At 70.2% G+C, this 25112-nt stretch carries 31 protein-coding genes; 14 read left to right on the top strand and 17 right to left on the bottom strand.

Annotated elements, in window-relative coordinates:
- Positions 1-117: 117 nt before the first annotated feature.
- The 6 genes from Q673_RS27605 to zapE all read right to left on the bottom strand — a co-directional run bounded on the left by Q673_RS27605 (position 118) and on the right by zapE (position 5074).
- The gene (locus Q673_RS27605; RefSeq protein WP_031218109.1) at positions 118-885 is read right to left on the bottom strand and encodes a cytochrome c1; all 768 of its coding nucleotides are present in this window, start codon (positions 883-885) and stop codon (positions 118-120) included.
- Complete coding sequence (locus tag Q673_RS27600) at positions 885-2144, bottom strand: cytochrome b (RefSeq protein ID WP_023005940.1); 1260 nt, start codon at positions 2142-2144, stop codon at positions 885-887. The genes Q673_RS27605 and Q673_RS27600 overlap by 1 nt, the downstream gene beginning before the upstream one ends.
- A complete protein-coding gene (gene petA, locus Q673_RS0118360) occupies positions 2144-2743 on the bottom strand; it encodes a ubiquinol-cytochrome c reductase iron-sulfur subunit (protein ID WP_031218108.1) in 600 nt (199 codons plus the stop codon). The genes Q673_RS27600 and petA overlap by 1 nt, the downstream gene beginning before the upstream one ends.
- A gap of 218 nt (positions 2744-2961) precedes the next feature.
- The gene (rpsI, locus tag Q673_RS27595; RefSeq protein ID WP_023005938.1) at positions 2962-3351 is read right to left on the bottom strand and encodes a 30S ribosomal protein S9; all 390 of its coding nucleotides are present in this window, start codon (positions 3349-3351) and stop codon (positions 2962-2964) included.
- A 13-nt stretch (positions 3352-3364) separates the two neighbouring features.
- Entirely contained in the window at positions 3365-3793 is a 429-nt protein-coding gene (rplM, locus tag Q673_RS27590) for a 50S ribosomal protein L13 (RefSeq protein WP_023005937.1), read from the bottom strand.
- Positions 3794-3940: 147 nt separating this feature from the next.
- Positions 3941-5074 carry a cell division protein ZapE gene (zapE, locus tag Q673_RS27585; RefSeq protein ID WP_023005936.1) on the bottom strand — a complete coding sequence of 378 codons (1134 nt, stop codon included), beginning with the start codon at positions 5072-5074 and terminating at the stop codon, positions 3941-3943.
- A gap of 231 nt (positions 5075-5305) precedes the next feature.
- Here zapE and Q673_RS27580 point away from each other — a divergent pair, with 231 nt between their 5' ends.
- On the top strand, positions 5306-5767 hold the full coding sequence (locus tag Q673_RS27580) for a YhcB family protein (RefSeq protein ID WP_023005935.1): 462 nt from the start codon (positions 5306-5308) through the stop codon (positions 5765-5767).
- An 89-nt stretch (positions 5768-5856) separates the two neighbouring features.
- Here the strand turns inward: Q673_RS27580 and Q673_RS27575 are convergent, their stop codons facing one another.
- Entirely contained in the window at positions 5857-6618 is a 762-nt protein-coding gene (locus Q673_RS27575) for a Nif3-like dinuclear metal center hexameric protein (protein WP_023005934.1), read from the bottom strand.
- A gap of 113 nt (positions 6619-6731) precedes the next feature.
- Between Q673_RS27575 and Q673_RS27570 the strand changes: the two genes are divergently transcribed.
- Positions 6732-7982 (top strand): Do family serine endopeptidase, encoded by a 1251-nt coding sequence (locus Q673_RS27570; protein ID WP_023005933.1) that lies wholly within the window; start codon positions 6732-6734, stop codon positions 7980-7982.
- A 64-nt stretch (positions 7983-8046) separates the two neighbouring features.
- Here Q673_RS27570 and hisD read toward each other — a convergent pair whose 3' ends face one another.
- From hisD to Q673_RS27525, 9 genes are all read right to left on the bottom strand, one after another.
- Positions 8047-9366: a histidinol dehydrogenase gene (gene hisD / locus Q673_RS27565; RefSeq protein WP_023005932.1), complete on the bottom strand. Its 1320-nt coding sequence runs from the start codon at positions 9364-9366 to the stop codon at positions 8047-8049.
- A gap of 38 nt (positions 9367-9404) precedes the next feature.
- Positions 9405-10058: an ATP phosphoribosyltransferase gene (gene hisG / locus Q673_RS27560; RefSeq protein WP_023005931.1), complete on the bottom strand. Its 654-nt coding sequence runs from the start codon at positions 10056-10058 to the stop codon at positions 9405-9407.
- Between the two features lie 25 nt (positions 10059-10083).
- Positions 10084-11346 carry a UDP-N-acetylglucosamine 1-carboxyvinyltransferase gene (gene murA, locus Q673_RS27555; protein WP_023005930.1) on the bottom strand — a complete coding sequence of 421 codons (1263 nt, stop codon included), beginning with the start codon at positions 11344-11346 and terminating at the stop codon, positions 10084-10086.
- A gap of 13 nt (positions 11347-11359) precedes the next feature.
- Positions 11360-11614, bottom strand: a complete 255-nt coding sequence (locus Q673_RS27550; protein ID WP_023005929.1) for a BolA family protein — start codon at positions 11612-11614, stop codon at positions 11360-11362.
- A 115-nt stretch (positions 11615-11729) separates the two neighbouring features.
- Positions 11730-12065, bottom strand: a complete 336-nt coding sequence (locus Q673_RS27545; RefSeq protein ID WP_023005928.1) for an STAS domain-containing protein — start codon at positions 12063-12065, stop codon at positions 11730-11732.
- Positions 12062-12700 (bottom strand): MlaC/ttg2D family ABC transporter substrate-binding protein, encoded by a 639-nt coding sequence (locus tag Q673_RS27540; protein WP_023005927.1) that lies wholly within the window; start codon positions 12698-12700, stop codon positions 12062-12064. Before Q673_RS27540 ends, Q673_RS27545 begins: the two co-directional genes overlap by 4 nt.
- A gap of 57 nt (positions 12701-12757) precedes the next feature.
- Positions 12758-13222, bottom strand: a complete 465-nt coding sequence (gene mlaD / locus Q673_RS27535) for an outer membrane lipid asymmetry maintenance protein MlaD (protein ID WP_031218104.1) — start codon at positions 13220-13222, stop codon at positions 12758-12760.
- Positions 13223-13258: 36 nt separating this feature from the next.
- Positions 13259-14041, bottom strand: coding sequence for a lipid asymmetry maintenance ABC transporter permease subunit MlaE (gene mlaE / locus Q673_RS27530; protein WP_023005925.1), 783 nt, complete (start codon positions 14039-14041; stop codon positions 13259-13261).
- Positions 14038-14850, bottom strand: a complete 813-nt coding sequence (locus Q673_RS27525) for an ABC transporter ATP-binding protein (protein WP_023005924.1) — start codon at positions 14848-14850, stop codon at positions 14038-14040. Before Q673_RS27525 ends, mlaE begins: the two co-directional genes overlap by 4 nt.
- A gap of 152 nt (positions 14851-15002) precedes the next feature.
- On the opposite strand from Q673_RS27525, the gene Q673_RS27520 reads away from it, so the two are divergent.
- The 11 genes from Q673_RS27520 to Q673_RS27470 all read left to right on the top strand — a co-directional run bounded on the left by Q673_RS27520 (position 15003) and on the right by Q673_RS27470 (position 23052).
- The gene (locus Q673_RS27520; protein WP_023005923.1) at positions 15003-15959 is read left to right on the top strand and encodes a calcium/sodium antiporter; all 957 of its coding nucleotides are present in this window, start codon (positions 15003-15005) and stop codon (positions 15957-15959) included.
- A gap of 32 nt (positions 15960-15991) precedes the next feature.
- On the top strand, positions 15992-16981 hold the full coding sequence (locus tag Q673_RS27515) for a KpsF/GutQ family sugar-phosphate isomerase (RefSeq protein WP_023005922.1): 990 nt from the start codon (positions 15992-15994) through the stop codon (positions 16979-16981).
- Between the two features lie 38 nt (positions 16982-17019).
- Positions 17020-17577 (top strand): KdsC family phosphatase, encoded by a 558-nt coding sequence (locus Q673_RS27510; RefSeq protein WP_023005921.1) that lies wholly within the window; start codon positions 17020-17022, stop codon positions 17575-17577.
- 4 nt (positions 17578-17581) lie between these two features.
- The gene (gene lptC / locus Q673_RS27505) at positions 17582-18163 is read left to right on the top strand and encodes an LPS export ABC transporter periplasmic protein LptC (RefSeq protein ID WP_023005920.1); all 582 of its coding nucleotides are present in this window, start codon (positions 17582-17584) and stop codon (positions 18161-18163) included.
- A complete protein-coding gene (lptA, locus tag Q673_RS27500; RefSeq protein WP_023005919.1) occupies positions 18163-18678 on the top strand; it encodes a lipopolysaccharide transport periplasmic protein LptA in 516 nt (171 codons plus the stop codon). Before lptC ends, lptA begins: the two co-directional genes overlap by 1 nt.
- An 8-nt stretch (positions 18679-18686) precedes the next feature.
- Positions 18687-19412, top strand: a complete 726-nt coding sequence (gene lptB / locus Q673_RS27495) for an LPS export ABC transporter ATP-binding protein (RefSeq protein WP_023005918.1) — start codon at positions 18687-18689, stop codon at positions 19410-19412.
- 154 nt (positions 19413-19566) lie between these two features.
- Positions 19567-20979, top strand: a complete 1413-nt coding sequence (locus tag Q673_RS27490; protein ID WP_023005917.1) for an RNA polymerase factor sigma-54 — start codon at positions 19567-19569, stop codon at positions 20977-20979.
- 99 nt (positions 20980-21078) lie between these two features.
- Complete coding sequence (gene hpf / locus Q673_RS27485; protein WP_023005916.1) at positions 21079-21387, top strand: ribosome hibernation-promoting factor, HPF/YfiA family; 309 nt, start codon at positions 21079-21081, stop codon at positions 21385-21387.
- A 7-nt stretch (positions 21388-21394) separates the two neighbouring features.
- Complete coding sequence (gene ptsN / locus Q673_RS27480; protein WP_023005915.1) at positions 21395-21859, top strand: PTS IIA-like nitrogen regulatory protein PtsN; 465 nt, start codon at positions 21395-21397, stop codon at positions 21857-21859.
- Between the two features lie 24 nt (positions 21860-21883).
- Positions 21884-22780 carry an RNase adapter RapZ gene (rapZ, locus tag Q673_RS27475; RefSeq protein ID WP_023005914.1) on the top strand — a complete coding sequence of 299 codons (897 nt, stop codon included), beginning with the start codon at positions 21884-21886 and terminating at the stop codon, positions 22778-22780.
- A 2-nt stretch (positions 22781-22782) separates the two neighbouring features.
- Positions 22783-23052 carry an HPr family phosphocarrier protein gene (locus tag Q673_RS27470; protein ID WP_023005913.1) on the top strand — a complete coding sequence of 90 codons (270 nt, stop codon included), beginning with the start codon at positions 22783-22785 and terminating at the stop codon, positions 23050-23052.
- Here the strand turns inward: Q673_RS27470 and pmbA are convergent.
- The gene (gene pmbA, locus Q673_RS27465) at positions 23049-24389 is read right to left on the bottom strand and encodes a metalloprotease PmbA (RefSeq protein WP_023005912.1); all 1341 of its coding nucleotides are present in this window, start codon (positions 24387-24389) and stop codon (positions 23049-23051) included. The two genes, Q673_RS27470 and pmbA, sit on opposite strands and share 4 nt — an antisense overlap.
- A 110-nt stretch (positions 24390-24499) precedes the next feature.
- Between pmbA and yjgA the strand changes: the two genes are divergently transcribed.
- Positions 24500-25036 (top strand): ribosome biogenesis factor YjgA, encoded by a 537-nt coding sequence (gene yjgA, locus Q673_RS27460; RefSeq protein ID WP_023005911.1) that lies wholly within the window; start codon positions 24500-24502, stop codon positions 25034-25036.
- The last annotated feature ends 76 nt before the right edge of the window (positions 25037-25112 follow it).

Raw genomic sequence — 25112 nt, 5'->3', positions numbered from 1 at the left:
GCGGGCCTCGCCGCGCGCAAAGGCGCAAGCCCTGCCGGAAAGGCCCGCCCTGCCGGTAACGAAAGGGGGGCGCATGGCCCAAGGCCCTGCGCCCCCTCACCTCCACCCGCGGGTGGGTCAGTGGATGTCGCGCCAGTACTCGCGCTTCAGCAGGTAGGCGATCACGCCGAAGATGAAGATGAAGATCAGCACCTTGGGTGCGATGGCCTGGGCCTGGAGCTTGGAGGGCTCGCCGACGTAGGCGAGGAAGTTGGTCAGGTCATAGACCGCCGCCTCGAACTCCTCGGGCTCCAGCTGCCCCGGCTGGGTCACCTGCAGGGTCTCGCAGGACTGGTACTTGCCGGTCAGCGGATCCAGCTCGGCGCCCTCCACCGGGCGGTCGGTCTCGGCACAGACCATCTCCTGAACCCCCTGCAGCGGCTCCAGCACGTTGGGCATGGCCACCAGCGGGAAGACGGTGTTGTTCACCCCGGTGCCGGTGCTCGTGTCCTTGTAGAAGGAGAGCAGGTAGGAGTAGATCCAGTCGGTGCCGCGCAGGCGCGCCTCCAGGGTCAGGTCGGGCGGCGGTGCGCCGAACCAGGCCTCGGCATCACCACGGTCCATGGCGATGTGCATCTGGTCGTTGAAGGCCAGGTCGGAGGAGAAGATCAGGTTCTCCTCGACCAGATCCTGGGGCATGTTCAGGTCCTCGGCGGCCCGCGCATAGCGCTGGTGCTCGAGGGAGTGGCAGCCCATGCAGTAGTTGGTGAAGAGCTGCATGCCCCGCTGCAGCGACGCCTTGTCCTCGAGGTCCGGCGTCATGTGGTACGGGACGCTCGCGCCTCCTGCGGCCATCGCCGTGAGGGGCACCAGCGCGAAGAGCAGTGCGAACAGTTGCTTTTTCATTAGCCAGTCACCCTCTCCGGAACGGGTTTGGTCTTCTCCAGCCGGGTGTAGATCGGCATCAGCAGGAAGAAGGCGAAGTAGACGGCGGTGCAGATCTGGGCCAGCACGGTACGGCCGTCGGTGGCCGGCAGCACGCCCAGCACCCCGAGGATGATGAAGCTCACCACGAACAGCGCCAGCATCACCTTGGACATCCAGCCCTTGTAGCGGATCGAGCGCACCGGGCTGCGGTCGAGCCAGGGCAGCACGAAGAGCACCGCGATGGCCGCGCCCATGAAGATCACGCCGAGGAACTTGGCGTCGAGGCCGAACAGCGAGAAGGTGATGGCCCGCAGGATCGCGTAGAAGGGCGTGAAGTACCACACCGGCGCGATATGGTCCGGGGTCTTGAGCGGGTTGGCCGGCTCGAAGTTGGGCTTCTCGAGGAAGTAGCCGCCGCCCTCGGGGAAGTAGAAGATCACTACCGCGAAGACGAACAGGAACACCGCCACGCCGACGATATCCTTCACCGTGTAGTAGGGGTGGAAGGGGATGCCGTCGAGCGGCTTGCCGGTCTCGTCCTTCTTCTTCTTGATGTCGATGCCGTCGGGGTTGTTGGAGCCGACCTCGTGCAGGGCGATGATGTGCAGCACCACCAGTGCCAGGATCACGATGGGCAGCGCCACCACGTGCAGGGCGAAGAAGCGATTGAGGGTGATGCCGGAGATCAGGAAGTCACCGCGGATCCACTGGGTCAGGTCGGGACCGATGACCGGGATGGCGGAGAACAGCGAGATGATCACCTGGGCACCCCAGTAGGACATCTGGCCCCAGGGCAGCAAGTAGCCCATGAAGGCCTCGGCCATCAGCGCCAGGTAGATCGCCATGCCGAAGATCCACACCAGCTCGCGGGGCGCCTTGTAGGAGCCGTAGAGCAGGCCGCGGAACATGTGCAGGTAGACCACCACGAAGAAGGCCGTGGCCCCGGTGGAGTGCATGTAGCGGATCAACCAGCCCCACTCGACATCACGCATGATGTACTCGACCGAGGCGAAGGCGCCCTCGGCGGTGGGATTGTAGCTCATGGTCAGCCAGATGCCGGTGAGGATCTGGTTGACCAGCACCAGCAGCGCCAGGGAGCCGAAGAAGTACCAGAAGTTGAAGTTCTTGGGGGCGTAGTACTTGGACAGGTGTTCCTGCCACATCTGCGTCGCGGGAAAGCGCTCGTCGACCCAGCGCATGAAGCCCTTTTCCGCCATCGCCTTGTTCGGGTTACCCATCAGGCAGTCTCCTCATCTTCGCCGACGACGATGATCTCGTCGGTCTCGAAGCGGTACGGCGGCACCTCCAGGTTGGTGGGGGCCGGCACGTTGCGGAACACCCGACCCGCCAGGTCGAAGCGCGAACCGTGGCAAGGACAGAAGTAGCCACCCGGCCAGTTGTCGGTGCCCACACCCTCGGCATCGGGCTCCGGCTTGAACAGGGGCGAGCAGCCCAGGTGGGTGCAGATACCGATGAGGACGCCGATCTCGGGGCGGATCGAACGCAGGGGCCCCTGGATGTAGGCCGGCTGCTGCGGGACCTCGGAATTGGGGTCTGCCAGCCGCTCGACATCGAAGGACTCGGTGCGCTCGACCATCTCCGGGGTGCGGTTGACGATCCAGACGGGCTTGCCGCGCCACTCCACGGTCATCTGCTGCCCCGGCTCAAGCTTCGATACGTCTGCCTGAACCGGCGCGCCCGCCGCTCTCGCCCTGGCACTCGGCTGCCAGGAAGCCACAAAGGGGACCGCAACCCCGACGGCACCAACCCCACCCACGACGGTGGTAGCACCCACGAGGAAACGGCGCCGACCCTTGTTCACGCCGTTATCTGCCATTTCAAGGTTTCTCCCATCAGCTTACCCGTTGATCCATCACGGGTAACATTTCCCGCGACCACGGACACCAAATGCGGTACATGTTAAGAAATCGCGCCGCCCCGCACAAGGAAAAGGACCTTGACCAAGGTGGCATGGCGAACCCAAATCGTTGACCCAGAACAAGAAACGCCCGGGTTGAGTAACCCGGGCGTCGCGGCATCCAAGACGGCGTGGTATCAGCGCTTGGAGAACTGCGGACGGCGGCGCGCCTTGCGCAGGCCGACCTTCTTGCGCTCCACCTGGCGCGCGTCACGGGTCACGTAGCCCGCCTCGCGCAGCTGGCTGCGGAAGTCCTCGTTGTACTCCATCAGGGCGCGGGTGATGCCGTGACGGATGGCACCGGCCTGGGCCGAGCCGCCGCCGCCCTTGACGGTGACGTAGACATCGAACTGGCTGAGGGTGTCGGTCAGCTCGAGGGGCTGGCGCACCACCATGCGACCAGTGACGCGACCGAAGTAGTCGTTGAGATCACGGCTGTTGACGGTGATCTTGCCGGTGCCCGGCTTCAGGAAGACGCGGGCGGTAGAGGTCTTGCGGCGCCCGGTACCGTAATACTGCTGTGTCATGGCGAAGACTCCCTCAGATGTTCAGTTCTTGCGGCTGCTGGGCGGCGTGCGGGTGCTCGGCGCCGGCGTAGACCTTGAGCTTGGCGTACATGGCGCGGCCCAGGGGACCCTTGGGCAGCATGCCCTTGACGGCAGTCTCGATGATGCGCTCGGGTGCGTGCTCGACCAGCTTGTCGAAGCTCATGGAGCGCAGGCCACCCGGATAGCCGGTGTGACGGTAGTAGGTCTTGGCCTTGGCCTTGTTGCCGGTCACCTTCACCTTCTCGGCGTTGATCACGACGATGTAGTCGCCGGTATCCACGTGGGGGGTGAACTCGGGCTTGTGCTTGCCACGCAGGCGGCGAGCGATCTCGGTGGCCAGACGGCCGAGCGTCTTGTCCGCGGCGTCGACGACGTACCAGTCGCGCTGGACGGTCTGCGGTTTGGCAGTGAACGTCTTCATGGAATCTCACCAATCAAGTGTGTTGGGTTCTGCCACCGGTGGGTCCGGCGGGAACCATCCCTATTCTTCTTGGTTGCCCCCGACGGGCGGGGACAACGAGTAGAGCGCGCGAAGTCTACACGAGGGCGCCGGCCAGGGCAATGCCGCTCAGGGCTTGTGGGCCTGGGCCAGGTACTCGTGGGACTGCATCTCCTGCAGCCGCGACAGGGTGCGCTTGAACTCGAACTCGAGACGCCCGTCGGCGTAGAGCGCCTCGGCCGGCACCTCGGCGGACATCAGCAGCTTGACGCCGCGGTCGTAGAACTCGTCGACCATGTTGATGAAGCGCCGGGCCTGGTCGTCGGTGCGGCCATCCATGCGCGTCACGTTGGAGACCAGCACCGAGTGGAACTCCCGGGCCAGCTCGATGTAGTCGTTCTGGCTGCGCGGGCCGTCGCACAGCTCACGGAACTCGAACCACACCACGTCGTCGTGCAGACGACGGGCGCGCAGCATGCGGTGGTTGATCTCCAGGCCGACGTCGGCCTCGCCCTCGTGGCCGGCGATCTCGCGGAAGCTGCGGGCCAGCTCCACCTCGGCGGCCTCGTCCAGCGGCGAGTGGAAGATCTCGGCGCGCTTCAGGGCGCGCAGTCGATAATCGATGCCGGAGTCGACGTTGACCACCTCGCAGTGGCGGTTGAGCAGGTCGATGGCCGGCAGGAAGCGCGCACGCTGCAGGCCATCCTTGTAGAGGTCGTCGGGCACGATGTTGGAGGTCGCCACCAGCACCACGCCGCGCTCGAACAGTGCCTCGAGCAGGTTGGCGAGGATCATGGCGTCGGTGATGTCCTTGACGAAGAACTCGTCGAAGCAGATCACCCGTGCCTCGGCGGCGAACTTGGCGGCGATCAGGCGCAGCGGATTCTTCTCCCCCTTGTAGTGCTCGAGCTCGTTGTGCACCCGCTGCATGAAACGGTGGAAATGGGTGCGCATCTTCTCGGGGAAGGGCAGCGACTCGTAGAAGGCGTCCACCAGGTAGGTCTTGCCGCGCCCCACCCCGCCCCACAGGTAGAGGCCACGGACCTCGGGCAGCACCGGCTCCACCGGTTGGCTGCGGGCGCGCTTGCCGAACAGCCCCGCCACCTTCGAAGCCAGGCCGCCACCGGCCTGGGCCGGAGAGCGGGGCGCGGGTGGCGCGGCCAGCAGGTCGTCGTGGAGGCGCTGCAGATGCGCCACGGCATGTTCCTGGGCGGCGTCGTACTGAAAGTCGTCGCGCTCCAGGTCGGCCCGGTAGCGGGCCATGGGACTCGGGCGAACGTCTCGATTGGCGGCACTCATGGGGCGTTTGGGGCCTGTGGCGGCTTCGACAGGCTGCATATTATACGCGCCTGAAAGACGAATCGCACCGCCGGGGCCGTCGCCCTCACCCACCGCGTTGACCGTCCGCCTCGGCTCGGCCCTATAATGGGCCGCATCCTGAACCGCCCGGGGCCGACCATGCCAAGGGCACTCCACCGCCGCAGGGAGATCGACGTGGAAGCAAGCAGCATCAACTGGATTCTGGCCATCGCCTGCCTGCTGGCCGGGATCGGCCTCGGGGCACTGGGCTACCACCTGCTCAACGCCGGCGCCGCCGGCGTGCAGCGTCTGCGCCAGCGCCTCGCCGAACGCGACCGCGAGCTGGCGGCCCTGCGCGACGGCATGCAGGACCACTTCGCCGAGGCGACTCGCCTGACCGAGACCCTGCGTCGCGACGCCGAGGCCCTGGCACGCCGCCTGGGCGAGGATGCTCAGGCGCTGGGCGGCCAGGGCACGCCCCGCCACGGCCTGGCCGTGGCGGCACCCGCCGCCCCGAGCGAGGAGGCCGAGGTGGCCGGCGAGTCGGCACCGCCGGCACCGCGTGACTATGCCGATGGCTCGGGCGGCACCCTCTCCGAGGACTTCGGCCTGCGTGATACCGACGAGGCCCGCGAGCCCCAGGCTCCGCGCTACTAGCCCCGCCCCCATGCACCGCCAGGCCGCCCCAGGGCGGTCGGTGTCGAGCGCCCCGGCCAGCGGCCGGGGCGCCTGCGTAGGGGCCTGCGTCAGGCGGGGTTGTCGATATCCACGAAGCGATGTTCGACGCCGAACTCGGCGGCGAGCCACTCGCCCAAGGCGCGCACGCCATCGCGCTCGGTGGCGTGATGGCCGGCACACAGGTAGTGGATGCCCAGCTCCCGCGCCAGGTGGGTGGTGCGTTCGGAGATCTCGCCGGAGATGAAGGCGTCGGCGCCCGCCTCCCAAGCCGCGGTGATCATGTCCTGGGCGCCGCCGGTGCACCAGGCCACCCGCTCGACGGCGCCCTTCCCCGGGGCCTCCACCAGCAGCGCCTCGCGGCCCAGCCGCGCGCTCACGTGGCGCGCCAGCCCGCTGGCGTCGAGGTCCCCGGGCGGGGTTCCCAGCCACAGCAGCCCCTCGCCGAGCTCGCCGTCGGCGCAGCCGGTCACCGCGAAGCCGAGCCGACGCCCCAGCTCGGCGTTGTTGCCGAGCTCGGCATGGGCATCCAGCGGCAGGTGGTAGGCGAGCAGGCTGATGTCGTGGGCGAGCAGCGTCTGCAGCCGGCGCCGCTTCATGCCAGTGATCGCCACCGGTTCGTTCTTCCAGAAGTAGCCGTGGTGCACCAGCACCAGGTCGGCCTGCCAGGCGAGCGCCTCGTCGAGCAGCGCCTGGCTGGCGGTGACCCCACTGAGCACCCGGCGTACCTCGCCGCGCCCCTCCACCTGCAGGCCGTTGACGGTGTAGTCCTTGAAGCGGTCGGCCGCCAGCAGGCGGTCGCAGGCCGCCACCAGCGCATCGCGTTCAGCCATCGTCTCCTCCGCACGTCAGGGGAATGAAGGTGTTACCATCGGGCGATTGTAACCGTCGCCCGCCACCGCCGGCGACCGTGGTCGCCCGCAACCGAAGAGGACGCCGCCCGCGTATGCCGAGCCCGACGCCCCGCCACCGCCTCCGCCCGCTCCTGCCCTACCTGCTGCCGGTGCTGATCGGGGTACTCCTGGCGGTGGTGCTGCTCAACGCCTTTCCCCGCCTGGCGGGGCGCGGCCCCGCCGCCCCCGAGGCCCCCCCGGCCCCTGCCCCCTCGACCCCGCTGGCGGTGGAGGCGCCGCTCGACGAGGCCGAGCGCCCTGCCCCCGAGCTTCGCCAGGCGCCCCCGCTGAGTCGCGAGCAGGGGCCGGTCAGCTACGCCGAGGCGGTGGAGCGGGCCGCCCCCGCGGTGGTCAACATCTACTCCTCGCGGGTGGTGGAGCGCGAGCAGCATCCGCTGATGTCCGATCCCTTCTTCCGCCAGTTCTTCGGCGACGACATGCCCGCCCGCCAGCGCATGCTGTCGAGCCTCGGTTCGGGGGTGATCGTCAGCGAGGAGGGCTACGTGCTCACCAACCACCATGTGATCGGCGGCGCCGACCAGATCCAGGTGGCGCTGCGCGACGGCCGCGAGACCCTCGCCCGGGTGGTCGGCACGGACCCGGAGAGCGACCTCGCCGTGCTGCGTATCGACCTCGACGCGCTGCCGGTGATCGAGCTCGCCGACTCCACCCAGGTCGCCATCGGCGACGTGGCGCTGGCCATCGGCAACCCCTTCGGGGTCGGCCAGACCGTGACCATGGGCATCATCAGCGCCACCGGCCGCAGCCACCTGGGGCTCAACGCCTACGAGGACTTCATCCAGACCGACGCCGCCATCAACCCGGGCAACTCCGGCGGCGCCCTGATCAGCGCCGAGGGCGCCATGGTCGGCATCAACACCGCCATCTTCTCGCGCTCCGGCGGCTCCCAGGGAATCGGCTTCGCGATCCCCGCCAACCTGGCCCGCAACATCCTCGAGGAGCTGGTCACCCATGGCCGGGTGATCCGCGGCTGGCTCGGGGTCGAGGCCCAGGAGCTCAACGCCGCCCTGGCCAACTCCTTCGGCCTGCAGGTGCCCCGCGGGGTGATCATCGCCGACGTGGTGCCCGGAGGCCCCGCCGACCAGGCCGGCCTCAGACCCGGCGATGTGCTGCTCTCCATCGATGGCCGCCCCATCCTCGATGCGCGGGAGACCATGAGCGACATTGCGGCGGTGGAACCCGGCCAGACCCTGCCGCTGACGGTGGTGCGCGGCGGCGAGCAGCTCGCCCTGAGCGTGGAGGTGGGCGAGCGTCCGCCCCCCGAGACCCGCCCCAGCGAGTAACCCCACAACGCCGCGGGCCCCGCCGAATGGCGGGGCCCGCGGCGTTGCCGGGTCGATCGCGCGCTCAGTCCCGGATGCGGTACTCGGCGCTTCGGGCGTGGGCGGTCAGCGACTCGCCCCGGGCCAGTACCGAGGCGATGCGCCCCAGCGCGGAGGCCCCCTCGGCGGAGCAGTGGATGAGCGAGGAGCGCTTCTGGAAGTCGTAGACCCCCAGCGGCGAGGAGAAGCGCGCGGTGCCGGAGGTGGGCAGCACATGGTTGGGGCCGGCGCAGTAGTCGCCCAGTGCCTCGGCGGTGTGGCGGCCCATGAAGATGGCGCCGGCGTGGCGCACCTCGGGCAGCCACCCCTCGGGGTTGGCCACCGAGAGCTCCAGGTGCTCGGGGGCGATGCGGTTGATCAGGCTCACCGCCTCGGCACGGTCGCGGCAGGCGATCAGCGCCCCGCGCCTGGCCAGGGACTCGCGCACGATCGCCGCGCGCTCCAGCGTCGGCAGCAGGCGCTCGATGGCGGCCTCGACGGCCGCCAGGTGCTCGGCGTCCCAGCTCACCAGGATCGCCTGGGCATCCTCGTCATGCTCGGCCTGGGAGAAGAGGTCCATGGCCAGCCACTCGGGATCGGTGCCGCCGTCGGAGACCACCAGGATCTCGGAGGGGCCCGCGATCATGTCGATGCCCACCTGGCCGAACACCGCCCGCTTGGCCGTGGCCACGTAGATGTTGCCCGGCCCCACGATCTTGTCGACCCGCGGCACGCTCTCGGTGCCGTAGGCCAGCGCCGCCACCGCCTGGGCGCCGCCGATGGTGAACACCCGGTCGACCCCGGCCAGGTGGGCCGCGGCCAGTACCAGCTCGTTGAGGATGCCGTCCGGGGTGGGCACCACCATGATGATCTCGCGCACCCCGGCCACATGGGCGGGGATGGCGTTCATCAGCACCGAGGAGGGGTAGGCGGCCTTGCCGCCGGGCACGTAGATGCCGGCCCGATCCAGCGGCGCCACCTGCTGGCCCAGCACGGTGCCGTCGGCCTCGGTGTAGTGCCAGGACTCAGGCTTCTGGCGCTCGTGGTAGAGGCGGATGCGCTCGGCGGCCTGGGCCAGCGCCTCGCGCTGGGCCTCGGGCAGGCCGTCATAGGCCTGGCGCAGGCGCGGGGCGGTGAGGATCAGCTCCTGCATGCCGCTCGCCGCCAGGCGGTCGAAGCGGTTGGTCGCCTCCACCACGGCGGCGTCGCCGCGCGCCTTCACCGCCGCCAGGATCTCGGCGACCCGCGCCTGGACCTCGGCGTCGGAGACCCCCTCCCAGGCCAGCAGGTGGTCGAGCCGCTCGGCGAAGTCGGCGTCGGCGGTGGCGAGGCGGGCGATCCCGGAGGTGACAGTGGTCTCGTTCATGGCAGCATCCATAGCGAATCGGGTCGGAGGAAGGGGCGTCAGCCGGCGACGCCCTCGCGGCGGCGGGCCACCGCCTGGGCGAGGCGCTCGAGCAGCGGCTTGATGCGCGCATGCTTCATGGTCATCGCCGCCTTGTTGACCACCAGGCGGGTGGAGACCGGCGCGATCAGCTCGCGGGGCTCCATGCCGTTGGCGCGCAGGGTGTTGCCGGTATCGACGATATCGACGATCTCGTCGGCCAGGTTCATCAACGGCGCCAGCTCCATGGCGCCATAGAGCTTGATCACCTCGGCCTGGATGCCCTGCTCGGCGTACCAGCGTCGCGCCACGTTGACGAACTTGGTGGCCACGCGGCGCCGGGCATGGGCCGGCTCGGCCCCGGTGATGCCGGCGGTCATCAGCTTGCAGCGGGCGATCTCCAGGTCGAGGGGCTCGAAGAGCCCCGCGGCACCATGCTCGAGCAGCACGTCCTTGCCCGCCACGCCCAGGTCGGCGGCGCCCAGCTGCACGTAGGTGGGCACGTCGGTGGCGCGGATCACCACCAGCTTGACGTCGGGCAGGTTGGTGTCGAACAGCAGCTTGCGGCTCTTGCCCAGGTCCTCGGCGGGCTCGATGCCGGCGTCGGCCAGCAGCGGCAGGGTCTCGTCGAGGATGCGGCCCTTGGAGAGGGCCAGGATCAGTTGTTTGCTCATGCTCTCGCCTTGGTCGGAATGCGGGCTAGCCCGGCACGCGCCGGATGCGCGCACCGAGCAGCTGCAGCTTCTCCTCGATGCACTCGTAGCCGCGGTCGATATGGTAGATGCGGTCCACCAGGGTCTCGCCCTCGGCCATCATCGCCGCGATCACCAGCGACGCCGAGGCGCGTAGGTCGGTGGCCATCACCGGGGCGCCGGAGAGCCGCTCGACCCCCTCGATCACCGCGGTGTTGCCCTCCAGGGCGATGCGGGCGCCCATGCGGTTGAGCTCCTGGACGTGCATGAAGCGGTTCTCGAAGATGGTCTCCACCACCCGGGAGGTGCCCTCGGCCACCGCGTTCATGGCCACGAACTGGGCCTGCATGTCGGTGGGGAAGGCCGGATAGGGGGCGGTGCGGATGTTGACCGCCTTCGGGCGCCGACCGTGCATGTCGAGGGCGATCCAGTCGTCGCCGGTGGTGATCTCCGCGCCGGCCTCCTCGAGCTTGGCCAGCACCGCCTCGAGGATGTCGGCGCGGGTGCGACGCACCCTGACGCGTCCCCGGGAGAGGGCCGCGGCCACCAGGAAGGTGCCGGTCTCGATGCGGTCGGGCATCACGTCGTGGTAGGCACCGTGGAGCCGCGCCACCCCCTCGATGGTGATGGTATCGCTGCCGTGGCCGCTGATCCGCGCGCCCATCTTGATCAACAGCTCGGCCAGGTCGACCACCTCCGGCTCGCGGGCGGCGTTCTCGAGCACCGTGGTGCCCTCGGCCAGCGCCGCCGCCATCAGCAGGTTCTCGGTGCCGGTGACGGTGACGGTGTCGAAGAAGATGGTGGCCCCCTTGAGGCGCCCCTCGACCCGCGCGCGGATGTAGCCGCCCTCGACGCGGATCTCCGCGCCCATGGCCTCGAGGCCACGCAGGTGCAGGTCCACCGGCCGCGAGCCGATGGCGCAGCCGCCCGGCAGCGAAACGTCGGCATGGCCGAAGTGGGCCAGCAGTGGCCCCAGCACCAGGATCGAGGCGCGCATCTTCTTGACCAGCTCATAGGGCGCATCGCAGTGCTTCACCTGGGCGCCATCCAGCTGGATCGACATTTTCTCGCCCATCACCGGCTCGACGCCGAGATGGCCGAGCAGCTCCAGGGTGGTGGTGATGTCCTGCAGGTGCGGCAGGTTGCCGATGGTCACCGGCTCGTCGGCCAGCAGGGTGGCGCAGAGGATGGGCAGGGCGGCATTCTTGGCGCCGCTGACCCACACCTCGCCGTCGACCGGCCCGCTGCCGGTGATGATCAACTTGTCCATGGGGCTTCGCGTCTCAGGCGCCGGCGTTCTCCGGCGCGCCGTCCCACTGCGCCGGGGTATAGGTCTTGATGCTCACCGCGTGCAGGGCACCCGAGGCGATCTCCTCGGAGAGGGCGCCGTAGATCAGCTGCTGGCGCTTGACCGGCGACAGGCCGGCGAAGACCTCGCCCACGGCCACGACCTGGAAGTTGCAGCCCTCACCCTGGATATGGAACTCGCAGCCCTCGACGCGCGACTCGAGCAGCTCCTTGACCTCGCTGGGTTGCATGGTGCGGCACTCCTATGATGCAAAAGACGGTGAGGCCACCGGACGCGGCGCGACCGGTGGCACGAAACGGGGATGGCCCATGGTAATGAAAAGCATCGCGCTTGGCGATCACCGCTCAGGCGTCGCCCGGCACCACGGGCAGCAGGCGGTCGAGGCCGGCCAGCTCGGTGAGGCGCAGCAACGGGGCCGGCAGGCGCACCCCCTCGAGGGTCAACCCGGCCCGCCGCGCGGCCCGCGCCCACTCCAGCAGCACCGAGAGCGCGGCGCTGCTGACGCCGGCGACGCCGGTGAGGTCGAAGCCCACGCCCTCCCCGGCCGCACGGCCGGCGAGCCAGCGGCTGCCGGCCTCGGCCAGGGCGGCGGCATGCTCGAAGCCCACCTCGCCGACCACCACCAGGCAGGCATCGCCCGCCTCGAGGCGCAGGCCATCCAGGGCGAGCAGGTCGCTCACGCCCCCTGCTCCAGCTCCTCGACCCCTACCTCGGGGGACCAGCCGTCGATCACGGCGTCGTAGTCGCGCCCGTTGTCGCGCATCGCCTGGTCGAACTGGTTGCGGAAGGTCAGGCCCAGGTTGATGCCGTTGACGATCACGTTGACCACCCTCCACTGGCCATCGGAGAGGCGCAGCGTGTAACTCACCGGGTAGACGCTGCCATCCTCGGCGACCACCTCCATGTCGACGCTGGCCTGATCCTCGTAGCGGCGCGACTGCTGGTTGTCCAGCACGCGCAGCTCGCGGTAGTCGAAGGTGACCAGCCCCTTGGCGTAGGTGTCGATCAGGGTCTGGCGGAAGGTCTCGACGAAGCGCGAGCGCTGCTGCGGGGTGGCGTTGGCGAAGTAGCGCCCCATCACGCTGGCGCCGATGTAGCGGAAGTCGGCGATCTGCTCCAGGCTGTCGTCCACCAGCGCCTTGAGCTCGTCGAGGTTGTCGGCGAAGTAATCGCGACGCCCCTCGATCTGGCCGGTGAGCTCGTCGATGCTGTCGCGGATCATCTGCTCCGGGGAGCGCTCGGCGCTGGCCTGGGCGGCGACGCCGGCCATCAGGGTCAGCAGCAGGATCGCGAGGAGTCGGGGAAGGCGGGTCATGGGCAACGTCTCCATGTCGGGGCCGGGAAAGGATTCGGGGGCGGCGACGGCCCGGGGCTAGTCGCTGACCATGTTGGACACGAACTGCTGGATGAGTTCTTCGAGCACCACCGCCGACTGGGTGTCGCGGATCGCATCGCCGTCGGAAAGGGTCTCGGGGTCACCCCCCACGCTGAGGCCGACGTACTGCTCGCCGAGCAGCCCCGCGGTGAGGATCGCCGCGGTGGTGTCGCGGGAGAGCTGACCCTCGAGGCTCTCGTCGAGCTCCAGCACCACCCGGGCGTCGTACCACTCGCGATCGAGCTCGATGGCCGCCACCCGGCCGACGGTGACGCCGGCCATGGTCACCCGGGCGCGCGGCTTGAGGCCGCCGATGTTGGCGAAGCTCGCCTCCAGGCGGAAGGTGTCGCTGGGTGCCTGCAGGGTCAGGCCACTGACCCGCAGGCCGAGGAACACCAGGCCGAGGATGCCGGCGAGCATGAACAGCCCCACCCCGAGCTCCATGGTTTTACTGCGTTTCATCACGTATCTCCGAACATCTGGGCAGAGGGTCGCCGATCAGGCGAGGCCGCCGAACATCACGGCGGTGAGCACGAAATCGAGGCCGAGCACGGCCAGCGAGGAGTAGACCACGGTACGGGTGGTGGCCCGGGAGATGCCCTCCGAGGTGGGCACCAGGTCGTAGCCCTGGAACACCGCGATCCAGGTCACCACCAGCGCGAACACCAGGCTCTTGATCATGCCGTTGCCGATATCGTCGAGGAAGTCGACGCTGGCCTGCATGTTGCTCCAGTAGGAGCCCTCGAAGACGCCCAGCCAGTCGACGCCGACCAGGTAGCCGCCATAGATGCCCACCACGCTGAAGCCCACCGTCAGCAGCGGCAGGGCCACGAAGCCGGCCCACAGGCGCGGGGCCACCACCCGGCGCAGGGGGTCCACGCCGATCATCTCCATGCTGGTCAACTGCTCGGTGGCCTTCATCAGGCCGATCTCCGCGGTCAGCGCCGAGCCGGCGCGGCCGGCGAACAGCAGCGCGGCCACCACCGGGGCCAGTTCGCGCAGCAGCGACAGCGCCACCATCTGCCCGAGCGCCTCCTCGGCGCCGAAGTCCACCAGGATGGTGTAGCCTTGCAGCGCCAGCACCATGCCGATGAAGAGCCCCGAGACCAGCACGATGGCCAGCGACAGCACGCCGACGAAATGCATCTGGCGCAGCCACAGGTGCCATCCCTCGCGGCTCGGCAGCCCTACCCCGGCCTGGGCCAGAAAGACGCCGGCGCGCCCCAGCGACTCCAGCAGATCACAGCCGGCACGGCCCAGGCGGCGGATTCGCTGGATCATCGTGCCCCTCCCGCGTCGAGGATGTCGGCGGCGAAGTCCGTCGCCGGGTAGTGGAAGGGCACCGGGCCGTCGGGCTCGCCGTGGACGAACTGGCTGACCCGCGGGTCCTGGTCCACGTCGAGCCCCGCCGGGGTGCCGTGGGCCATCACCTCGCCGTCGGCGATCACATAGACGTAGTCGGCGATGGTCAGGGTCTCCTTGATGTCGTGGGAGACCACGATGGAGGTGAGCCCCAGCGCCTGGTTGAGGCGCTTGATCAGCTGCACCAGCACGCCCATGGAGATCGGGTCCTGGCCGACGAAGGGCTCGTCGTAGAGGATCAGCTCGGGGTCCAGGGCGATGGCCCGGGCCAGCGCCACACGCCGCGCCATGCCGCCGGAGAGCTCCGCCGGCATCAGCGCGCGGGCGCCGCGCAGCCCCACCGCCTCGAGCTTCATCAGCACCAGGTCACGGATCATCGCCTCGGGCAGGTCGGTGTGCACCCGCAGCGGGAAGGCCACGTTCTCGAACACGCTCAGGTCGGAGAACAGCGCCCCGCTCTGGAACAACATGCCCATGCGCCGGCGCATGGCGAACAGCGCACGGCGCGACTGGCGATGCACGTCCTGGCCGTCGATCAGCACGCGCCCGGCGTCCGGGGTGAGCTGCCCGCCGATCAGCTTGAGCAGGGTGGTCTTGCCGGTGCCGCTGGGGCCCATGATGGCGGTGATGGCGCCCCGCGGGATCGTCATCTCGACGCCGCGGAAGATCACGCTGTCGCCACGCGCGAAATGCAGCCCCTCCACCGCCACGAAGGGAGTGTCACTCATCGGATCCATCGTCCCAGGGAAAGATTATCGAACATCGTATCCTAACCGCCCCCGGGGGCGCCAGCCCGGGCCCCTCGCCGGCTTGCATGACGGCGGGGCAGCGCGTTTAATGGCGCCCCTTCCCGCCGCCGACCGAGGAGTCGAGACTCGCCATGCTGCTGCCGCTGATCGCCGTCGCCCTGGGCCTGGTGGCCCTGCTGTGGAGCGCCGACCACTTCGTCGGCGCGGCGGCCGCCACCGCCCGCCGTGCCGGCATGAGCACGATGCTGGTAGGCATGACCATCGTCGCCCTGGGCACCTCGGCCCCCGAGATCGTGGTCTCGCTGATGGCCTCGCTGGACGGCATCCCCGACCTCGCCACCGGTAACGCCCTAGGCTCCAACATCGCCAACATCGGGCTGGTGCTGGGGGTCACCGCCCTGGTGGTGCCGATCCCGGTGCGCTTCTCCATCGTGCGCCGCGAGCTGCCGCTGCTGCTGGGCGCCACGGGCCTGGCCGGCTACGCCCTGGCCAACGGCCACCTGGGACGCCTGGATGCGCTGCTGCTGGTCGCCCTGCTGGTGTTCAGCCTGTGGTGGCTGTTCCGCGCCGACACCCCCGACGCCGAGGAGGAGGTGGCCGGCGAGATCCCCGACCTGCCGCTGGGTCGCGCCCTGGGCATGCTGACCCTCACCCTGGCGGTGATGGTGGCCGGCTCCCGTGGCCTGGTATGGGGCGCCAGCGAGCTGGCCCGCGCCGCCGGGATCAGCGAGCTGGTGATCGGCCTGACCATCGTCGCCATCGGCACCAGCCTGCCGGAACTGGTGGCCTGCGTGGCCAGCGCCCTCAAGCGCCACCACGACCTGGCCATCGGCAACATCATCGGCTCCAACCTCTTCAACCTGCTGGCGGTGCTGCCGGTGCCGGGCCTGCTGGCCCCTGGGGTCGCCGACGCCGCGGCCGGCGAGCGCGACTACCCGGTGATGCTGGGGCTGACCCTGGCGCTGGGTGCGCTGCTGCTCTGGCATCGCCGCAACCACCTGGGGCGCCTGCCCGGCGCGGCGCTGGCCGGCACCTATGTGGCCTACCTGGCCTGGCTCGGCATCGACAGCCTCGGCGTCGGTGCTTGAGTGAACCTCGTTAACAGGCAACAATCATCGCCATGACTTCCGATACCCCCGAGGCCCGCTCGGCCCTGCGCGACAGCGCCCGTCGCACCCTGCGTCTCGAGCAGCAGGCCATCGCCGCCCTCGTCGAGCGCCTCGACGCTGGCTTCGACCGCGCCTGCGAGCTGATCCTGGCCTGCCAGGGTCGCGTGGTGGTCACCGGCATGGGCAAGTCCGGCCATGTCGCCGGCAAGATCGCCGCCACCCTGGCCAGCACCGGCACCCCGGCCTTCTTCGTCCACCCCGGCGAGGCGAGCCACGGCGACCTCGGCATGATCACCCCGGGCGACGTGGTGCTGGCGCTCTCCAACTCCGGCGAGACCGCCGAGGTGACCGCCCTGCTGCCGCTGCTCAAGCGCATGAAGGTGCCGCTGATCAGCATGACCGGCCGCCCCACCTCGACCCTGGCCCACCATGCCGAGGTGCACCTGGATGCCGGGGTGGCGCGCGAGGCCTGTCCGCTGGACCTGGCCCCCACCGCCTCCACCACCGCCGCGCTGGCGCTGGGCGATGCCCTGGCGGTGGCACTGCTGGAGTCGCGCGGCTTCACCGCCGAGGACTTCGCCCTCTCCCACCCCGGCGGCAGCCTGGGCAAGCGGCTGCTGCTGCGCGTCGGCGACCTGATGCACTCGGGCGAGCGGCTACCCTGGGTGCCGCTGGGCAGCCCGCTGCGCGACGCCCTGCTGGAGATCACCCGCCAGGGGCTGGGCTTCACCTGCGTGGTGGCGCCCGACGGCACCCTCGCCGGCGTCTACACCGACGGCGACCTGCGCCGCACCCTCGACCAGCACAGCGACCTCTCCGGCCTGAGCGTGGACGCGGTGATGACCCGCCCCGGCAAGCGCGTGTCGCCGGAGACCCTGGCCGCCGAGGCGGTGCGCCTGATGGAGGACCACCGCATCTCCGCCCTGGCCGTGGTCGACGAGGCAGGTCGCCCGGTGGGCGCCCTGCACATGCACGACCTGCTCGCCAGCGGCGTGATCTGACGCCCGGCGTGACCCGAACCCACCCCACGGAGCCCGACATGCCCCTCACCTCGCCCCTGCAGGACCCCGAGCTCACCGACCGCCTGCGCCGCATCCGCCTGCTGGCGCTGGACGTCGACGGCGTACTCACCGACGGCCAGCTCTACTTCCAGGCCGACGACATCGAGATCAAGGCCTTCAGCGTCCAGGACGGCCACGGCCTCAAGCTGCTCAAGCGCGCCGGCCTCCAGGTCGCGCTGATCACCGGCCGCGACTCCCCCACCGTCAGCCGCCGCGCCGCGGCGCTGGGCATCCAGCACGTCTTCCAGGGCGTCGAGCGGAAGCTGCCGGTGCTGCGCGAGCTGGTCGGCCGGCTGGGGCTGGAGTTCGACCAGGTCGCCTACTGCGGCGATGACATGCCCGACGTCGGCGCCATCCGCCGCGCCGGGGTGGGCATCAGCGTGCCCAACGCCCCCGACTACATCCAGCGCCATGCCGACTGGGTCACCGAGCGCGCCGGCGGCCACGGCGCGGCCCGCGAGATCGCCGACACCCTGCTGCGCGCCCAGGGCCACTGGGACGCGGTCCTCGACACCTACCTCCACGGGGCCGGCTGAGCCCATGGCCCTGCCGCGCCCGGGCTTTCGCACCGGCCTGGTGCTGCTGCTGCTGGCGCTGGGCGGCGGCCTGGCGCTGCTCGACCTGCGCGGGCCCGGTTCCGGCGGTCGGGTGCCCCGGGATGCCGCCGGCGAGCCGGACTTCTACCTCGAGAACGCCCGGCTCACCCGCTTCGACGCCCAGGGCCGGCCCCACCAGCGCGTCACCACCCCGCGCCTGGTGCACACCCCCGAGGACGACGTCACCCGGCTGGACGCGCCCCGCTCGCGCCTGGTCGATCGCGAGGGTCGCCTGTGGCTGGCCGAGGCCGAGCACGGCGAGCTCGGCCCCGGCGGCAACCCGCTGCGCCTCGACGGCGACGCCCGCCTCGAGGCCCCCGCGGAGCGCTGGGTGCTGACCACCGAGACCCTGCACTACGATGCCGACACCGGCCACGCCTGGAGCACCACCCCGGCCACGCTGCGCCAGCCCCCCCAGCGCATGAGCGGCGAACGCTTCGACGCCTGGCTCGATGACAACCGCGCCCGGCTGACCGACAATGTGCGCGGCCACCACCCGCCCGAGACCGCCGAGGAGTCCCCGTGATGAAGCGACCGTCCCTAGCCCCCCTCGCCTGCGCCCTGCTGCTCACTTTCGGCGCCGTCCCGGTCGTCCAGGCCCAGGGCGATGCCGAGGCCCCCATCCTGGTGGAGGCGGACCGCCTGGACCTCGACGACCGCGCCGGCACCGCCGTCTACACCGGCAACGTGGACATCCGCCAGGGCAGCATGCGCCTCACCGGCGATCGCGTGGAGATCCGCCGCAACGACGCCGGCGAACTCTCCCTGGCTACCGCCACCGGCGAGCGGGCCTACCTGGAGCAGCAGCCTGACCCCGCCGAGCCGGTGGTCAAGGGCTGGGGGCGCACGGTGGTCTACCATGTCGCCGAGCGCCGCGTGGAGCTGATCGACCGCGCCGAGCTGCACCAGGGCGGCGACATCTTCCAGGGCGGCTACCTCGAGTACTTCCTCGACCGCCGCGTGGTCCAGGCGCGTGCCGATGCCGAGGGCGTCGAGGGCAGCCAGCGCATCCGCATGACGCTCCAGCCGGAACAGCAGTAAGGGAGTCCATGAAGACCCTTCACGCCCGCCACCTCGCCAAGAGCTACAAGCGCCGCCGCGTGGTCCAGGACATCGGCCTGTCGATCCGCCAGGGCAGCATCGTCGGCCTGCTGGGCCCCAACGGCGCCGGCAAGACCACCTCCTTCTACATGATCGTCGGCCTGGTGCGCGCCGACGCCGGGACGGTGGCCATCGACGACCAGGACCTCTCCCGCGCGGCCATGCACGAGCGCGCCCGGGCCGGCATCGGCTACCTGCCCCAGGAGGCCTCGATCTTCCGCAAGCTGTCGGTGGCCGACAACATCCTGGCGATCCTCGAGACCCGCCGCGACCTTGACCGCGCCGCCCGCCACGCCCGCCTGGAGGAGCTCCTCGAGGAGTTCCACGTCAACCACATCCGCGACAACCTCGGCATGAGCCTCTCCGGCGGCGAGCGCCGGCGGGTCGAGATCGCCCGCGCCCTGGCGACCGAACCCGCCTTCATCCTGCTCGACGAGCCCTTCGCCGGGGTCGACCCCATCTCGGTGGGCGAGATCAAGGGGATCATCCGCCAGCTTAAGGCCCGCGGCATCGGGGTGCTGATTACCGACCACAACGTCCGCGAGACCCTCGACATCTGCGACACCGCCTACATCGTCGGCGACGGCAAGATCATCGCCGAGGGGGACGCCGCGGCGATCCTCGCCAACCAGCGGGTTCGCGAGGTCTACCTGGGGCAGGACTTCCGGCTCTGAAGCGGACATGCGCGCCAAGCCGCTGACCACCATATCGTTATTCGCTTGTGGCACGCCTCGCGCGTCTGGCACGGAAGTTGCTTTAGCCACGCTTGCGCGCGTCGTCGCCAGGCGCTAGGGTGAGGCTTTCCGACACGCCAGGAGGACGCCTCCCATGGCCATGAAGGCTTCCCTGCAGCTGCGGGTCGGCACCCAGCTGACCATGACGCCCCAGCTGCAGCAGGCCATCGCCCTGCTGCAGCTCTCCACCCTGGACCTGCGCCAGGAGATCCAGCAGGCGATGGAGTCCAACCCCCTGCTGGAGCTCGACGAGGAGTTCGGCGAGCAGGCCAGCGTGGAAACGCCCGAGGAGGAGTGGGCAAGCGAGATCCCCGCGGAGCTGAGCACCGACAGCGAGTGGTCCGACACCTACACGGACCTAGCCGCCCCGGCGGGCGGCGAGGGGCCCGACTTCGAACGCCAGGCCGAGGGCCAGAGCCTGCGCGGCCACCTCGCCTGGCAGCTGGCGATGAGCGACCTGGCCCCGCGCGAGCGCCAGATCGCCGAGAGCCTGATCGATGCCGTGGACGACGCCGGCTACCTGTCCAGTCCCCTCGACGAGCTGTGCGAGGGGCTCAGGGCGCAGGGGCTGGCCGGGCTGCGCAGCCGCGAGGTGGAGGCGGTGCTGCTGCGCCTGCAGCAGTTCGAACCCACCGGGGTCTTCGCCCGGGACCTGCGCGAGTGTCTGGCGCTGCAGCTCGCCGCCCTCCCCGACGACACCCCCTGCCTGCCCCAGGCGCGGCGCCTGGTGCGCCAGTTCCTGGAGGCGCTGGCCGGCGACGACCGCCGCCTGCTCAAGCGCCGCCTGGGGCTCGACGACGCCGCCCTGGAAGCCACCATCGCCCTGGTGCGCGCCCTGGACCCACGCCCCGGCAGCGCCTTCGCCGGGGTCACCGACGACTACGTGGTTCCCGACCTGGTCGCCTACCACGACCGTCATGGCTGGCGGGTCGAGCTCAACCCCGAGGCGCTGCCGCGGCTGCGCATCCAGCCCGACTACGCGGCGCTGATCCGTCGCGCCGACACCAGCGACGACAACCGCTTCCTCAAGGACCACCTGCAGGAGGCGCGCTGGCTGATGAAGAGCCTGGCCAGCCGCAACGACACCCTGCTGCGGGTCGGGCGTGAGATCCTGGCACGCCAGCTCGACTTCCTGGAGCAGGGCGAGGAGGCGATGAAGCCGCTGATCCTGGCCGACATCGCCGAGGCGGTGGAGATGCACGAGTCGACCATCTCCCGGGTCACCACCCAGAAGTTCATCCATACCCCTCGCGGGGTCTTCGAGCTCAAGTACTTCTTCTCCAGCCAGGTGGGTGGCGAGGGGGACGGCGACGCCCACTCCAGCACCGCCATCCGTGCCCGCCTCCGCAAGCTGATCCAGGAGGAGCCGCCGCGCAAGCCGCTCTCCGACAGCAAGCTGGTCGCCCTGCTGGACGAGGCCGGCATCAAGGTGGCACGCCGCACCGTAGCCAAGTACCGCGAGGCGATGGGCATCCCCTCCTCCAGCGAGCGCAAGCGGCTCCGCTGACCCGCGTCAAGGCGCCGTCCCACGCGCCTGGCGCGGGGGGTATGCAAGGCAGGAAAAAGGGTTACAATCGAATCACAACCAACGAGCAAGGAGCGTGTCATGCAAGTCAATATCACCGGCCATCATGTGGAACTGACCGATGCCCTGCGTGACTATGTGAACGAGAAGCTGACTCGCGTGGAGCGCCACTACGACAACATCACCACCGTGCAGGTGACCCTGTCCGTGGAGAAGGAGCGCCAGTCCGCCGCCTGCACCCTGCATGCCGCCGGTGCCGACCTGCACGCCGAGGCGCAGGAGAATGACATGTATGCCGCCATCGACGCCCTGGCCGACAAGCTGGACCGTCAGCTGGTGAAGCACAAGGAGAAGGCCCAGGCCCGCGCCCAGGGCGCCGGCGCCCGCTGAACCCACGATGTCACTGGACGCCATCCTGCCCCCCGAGCGCACCCTGTTCGATGTGCCCGGGGGGAGCAAGAAACGGGTGCTTGAGTTCTTCAGCACCTTCATCGCCCAGAACACTCCCAGCCTCGACAGCCAGGAGGTCTTCGCGCGCCTGATCGCCCGTGAACGCCTGGGCAGCACGGGGATCGGCAACGGCGTGGCGATCCCGCATGCCAGAAGCCCCCACTGCAAGAGGCCCGTCGCCGCCTTCCTCAGGCTCGCCGAGCCGGTGGACTTCGACGCCATCGACGGCGAACCGGTGGACCTAGTGTTCGTGCTGCTGGTGCCCGAGGAGGCCGACGCCGCCCACCTGGCGCTGCTGGCCGAGGTCGCCGGCATCATGAACGATGCCGAGACCCGCTCACGGCTTCGCGGCAGCCAGAGCCAGCGCGACCTCCACGAGCGCCTGATCGAGGCGATCCGACGACAGGGCTGAGGCCCCCCCGACCAGGAGACCCCCATGCAGCTCGTGATCATCAGCGGCCGTTCCGGTTCGGGGAAGTCGATCGCGCTGCAGGCCCTGGAGGACCTCGGCTACTACGCCATCGACAACCTGCCGGCGATGCTGCTGGGCTCGCTGGTGGACGAGCTGGGGGACCCTGCCTCGCCGCGCTCCTCCATCGCGGTGAGCATCGATGCCCGCAACCTGCCCCAGGCGCTCCAGCGCTTCCCCAGCCTGCTCGCGGAGGTGCGCGGACGCGGCATCGACTGCCAGGTGATCTACCTGACCACCGATGCTCGCATCCTGATCGAGCGCTACTCCGCCACCCGCCGCCGCCACCCGCTGACCCGGGGCAGCGAGATGACCCTCGCCGAGGCGATCGACTCCGAGGAGCGCGCGCTGGCGGAGATCCGTGACCTGGCCGACCTGGTGATCGACACCTCGCGCCTCACGGTGCACGAGCTGCGCGGGCGCATCGGCGACCAGGTCGCCGGCCACCGCCCCGAGCAGCTGACCCTCACCGTGGAGTCCTTCGGCTTCAAGCGCGGGGTACCGCTGGACGCCGACCTGGTGTTCGACGCGCGCTGCCTGCCCAACCCCTACTGGGACCCTCGCCTGCGTCCCTACAACGGCCGCGACGAGGCGATCGTGACCTTCCTCGAGGGCTACCCGATGGTGGCCGAGATGCTCGACGACATCGAGGCCTGGCTGGCGCGCTGGCTACCCGCCTACCGCGCCAGCCATCGCAGCTACCTGACCGTGGCCATCGGCTGTACCGGCGGCCAGCACCGCTCGGTCTACCTCGCCGAACGCCTGGCCAGGCGACTGGCGGCGGCCCATCCCCATGTCAGGCTGCGCCACCGCGAACTGGGCCTGCAGGACACCCTCGCCGCCCCCGCCGATCAAGGACGATAAGCGTGCCTCAACGCCAGCTGACCCTCACCAACAAGCGCGGGCTGCACGCCCGCGCCGCCACGCGGCTGGTACAGTGCTGCCAGCCCTTCACCGCCCGCGTCAGCGTGGCCAACGGCGCCCTGGCGGGCGATGCCGACAACATCATGTCGCTGTTGATGCTGGCCGCCCCCTGCGGCACCACGCTCACGGTAAGCGCCGAGGGCGAGGACGCCGAGGCGGCGCTGGACGCCGTGGAGGCGCTGTTCGCGGCCAACTTCGACGAGGAAGCCTAGCTCCCGGCGACGGTCATCTCGTCGATCAGCCAGCTGCCGGTATGGATGCTGCCGCGGGTGTCGGTGTCGCTGCCGATGCCGGCGAGGCCCCGGAACATCGCCTCCAGGTTACCGGCGATGGTGAACTCCTCCACCGGGTACTGGATCTCGCCGTCCTCCACCCAGAAGCCGGCGGCGCCGCGGGAGTAGTCCCCGGTCACGGCGTTGACCCCCTGCCCCATCAGCTCGGTCACCACCACCCCGCGGCCCATGCGCGACAAGAGCTCGTCGCGCGGCGTGAGCGGGGCGTCGATGCGCAGGTTGCGCGCCCCGCCGGCGTTGGCGGTGGTCTGCATGCCGAGCCGCCGGGCGCTGTAAGCGGAGAGCATATAGCTGGCCAGACGCCCCTGGTCGATGAAGACGTTGTCGCGGGTCTGCACGCCGTCGTTGTCGAAGGGGGAGCTGGCCATGGCGCCGACCTCCATGGGGCGCTCGCTGAGGCCGAACCACTCGGGGAAGAGCGCATCGCCCAGGCGGTCACAGAGGAAGGAGGCCTGGCGGAAGAGCGCCCCGCCGGCGATGCCGCCCATCAGCGAGCCCACCAGCCCGGCGGCGAGGTTGGGGTCGAAGAGCACCGGCAGGCGCCCGGTGGCCGGACGACGGGCGCCCAGGCGACGCAGGGTGCGCTCGGCGGCGCTCTCGCCGACCCGTTCGGGGGCGAGCAGCTGCCGGGGGTCGCGGGCGGTGGTGAAGTCGTAGTCGCGCTGCATGCCAGCGGCGTCCTCGGCGATCAGCATGCAGGAGAGCGAGTGGCGGCTGCCGCGCTGGCTGCCCAGGAAGCCGTGGCTGTTGGCGTAGACCCGAACCCCCTCGCCGCTGGAGAGCGAGGCGCCGTCGGAGCTCTTGATGCCCGGCCGGGCGCGCCCGGCGGCCTCGCAGGCCTGGGCCAGCGCGATCGCCTCCTCGGTGGAGAGCGGCCAGGGGTGGTGGACCTCGAGGTCCGGCAGCCGGGTGGCCATGAGCTCGGCATCGGCGAGCCCCGCGGCGGGATCCTCGCCGGTGTAGCGGGCGATGGCGATGGCCTTCTCCACCACCGAGCGGATCGAGGCCTCGCCGGCGTCACTGGAGGAGGCGCTGCCCTTGCGGCGCCCCACGTAGACGGTCACCGCGATGCCCTGATCCCGGGAGAGCTCCACGGTCTCCACCTCGCCCTCGCGGACGCTGACCCCGACCCCCTGGTCGACGCTGGCGCCCACCTCGCAGGCATCGGCACCCAGTTTCCCGGCCAGCTCCACGGCCTGCCGGGCCCGGCTCTCCAGCAGCGCCTGCTGGGCTTCGGCATCGAACGCCTGTGTCATCTCGTTCCTCCTTTGCCGGGCGCCAGGCGGCGCCCGCGATCTTGGTTCCCGGCCCCGGTGGGCGGGCTGGTATACTGCGGGACATCCCAGCCCCAACCGATGGAAGCGGCATGTCCCAGGAATCTCCCCGCGAGCTGCTCGACCAGCTCCTGGCCCAGGCGGACGACGACGAGCGTCCCAGCAAGTCCCAGCTCAAGCGCGAGATGCATGCGCTGCAGACGCTGGGCGAGCAGATCATCGCCATGACCCCCGCCGAGCGGGCCCGCTTCCCGCTCTCCGACGACATGCTGGCCGCCGTCGAGGAGACCGCACGCATCCGCTCCCACGAGGGGCGCCGGCGCCACATGCAGTACGTCGGCAAGCTGATGCGCCGCGAGGACCTGGCGGCGATCCGCGCCGTCCACGACGAGATCGAGCAGGAGAAGCTCCGCCGCGACCACGCCTTCCATCGCCTGGAGCGCTGGCGTGACCGCCTCGTCGAGGAGGGCGACCCCGCCGTCGAGGCCTTCGTCGCCGACTATCCCGACGCCGACCGCCAGGCGCTGCGCCAGCTGATCCGCAATGCCCGCCGCGAGCGTGATCACCACAAGCCCCCGGCCAGCGCCCGCAAGCTGTTCAGGCTGATCCGCGATACCGCGGGGCTGTAGACCTCCTCCCTCGCGGAACGTCGCCGAGCGAAGGCCAGACAAGGCGGCGCTCGGCGAGACAGCGGAGTTTAGGGGC

This window comes from Halomonas sp. PBN3, from assembly GCF_000475415.1.
Classification (GTDB): Bacteria; Pseudomonadota; Gammaproteobacteria; order Pseudomonadales; family Halomonadaceae; genus Halomonas; species Halomonas shengliensis.
The sequence above is the reverse complement of the archived record's forward strand: the minus strand, read 5'-3'. Positions and strand labels throughout refer to the sequence as shown.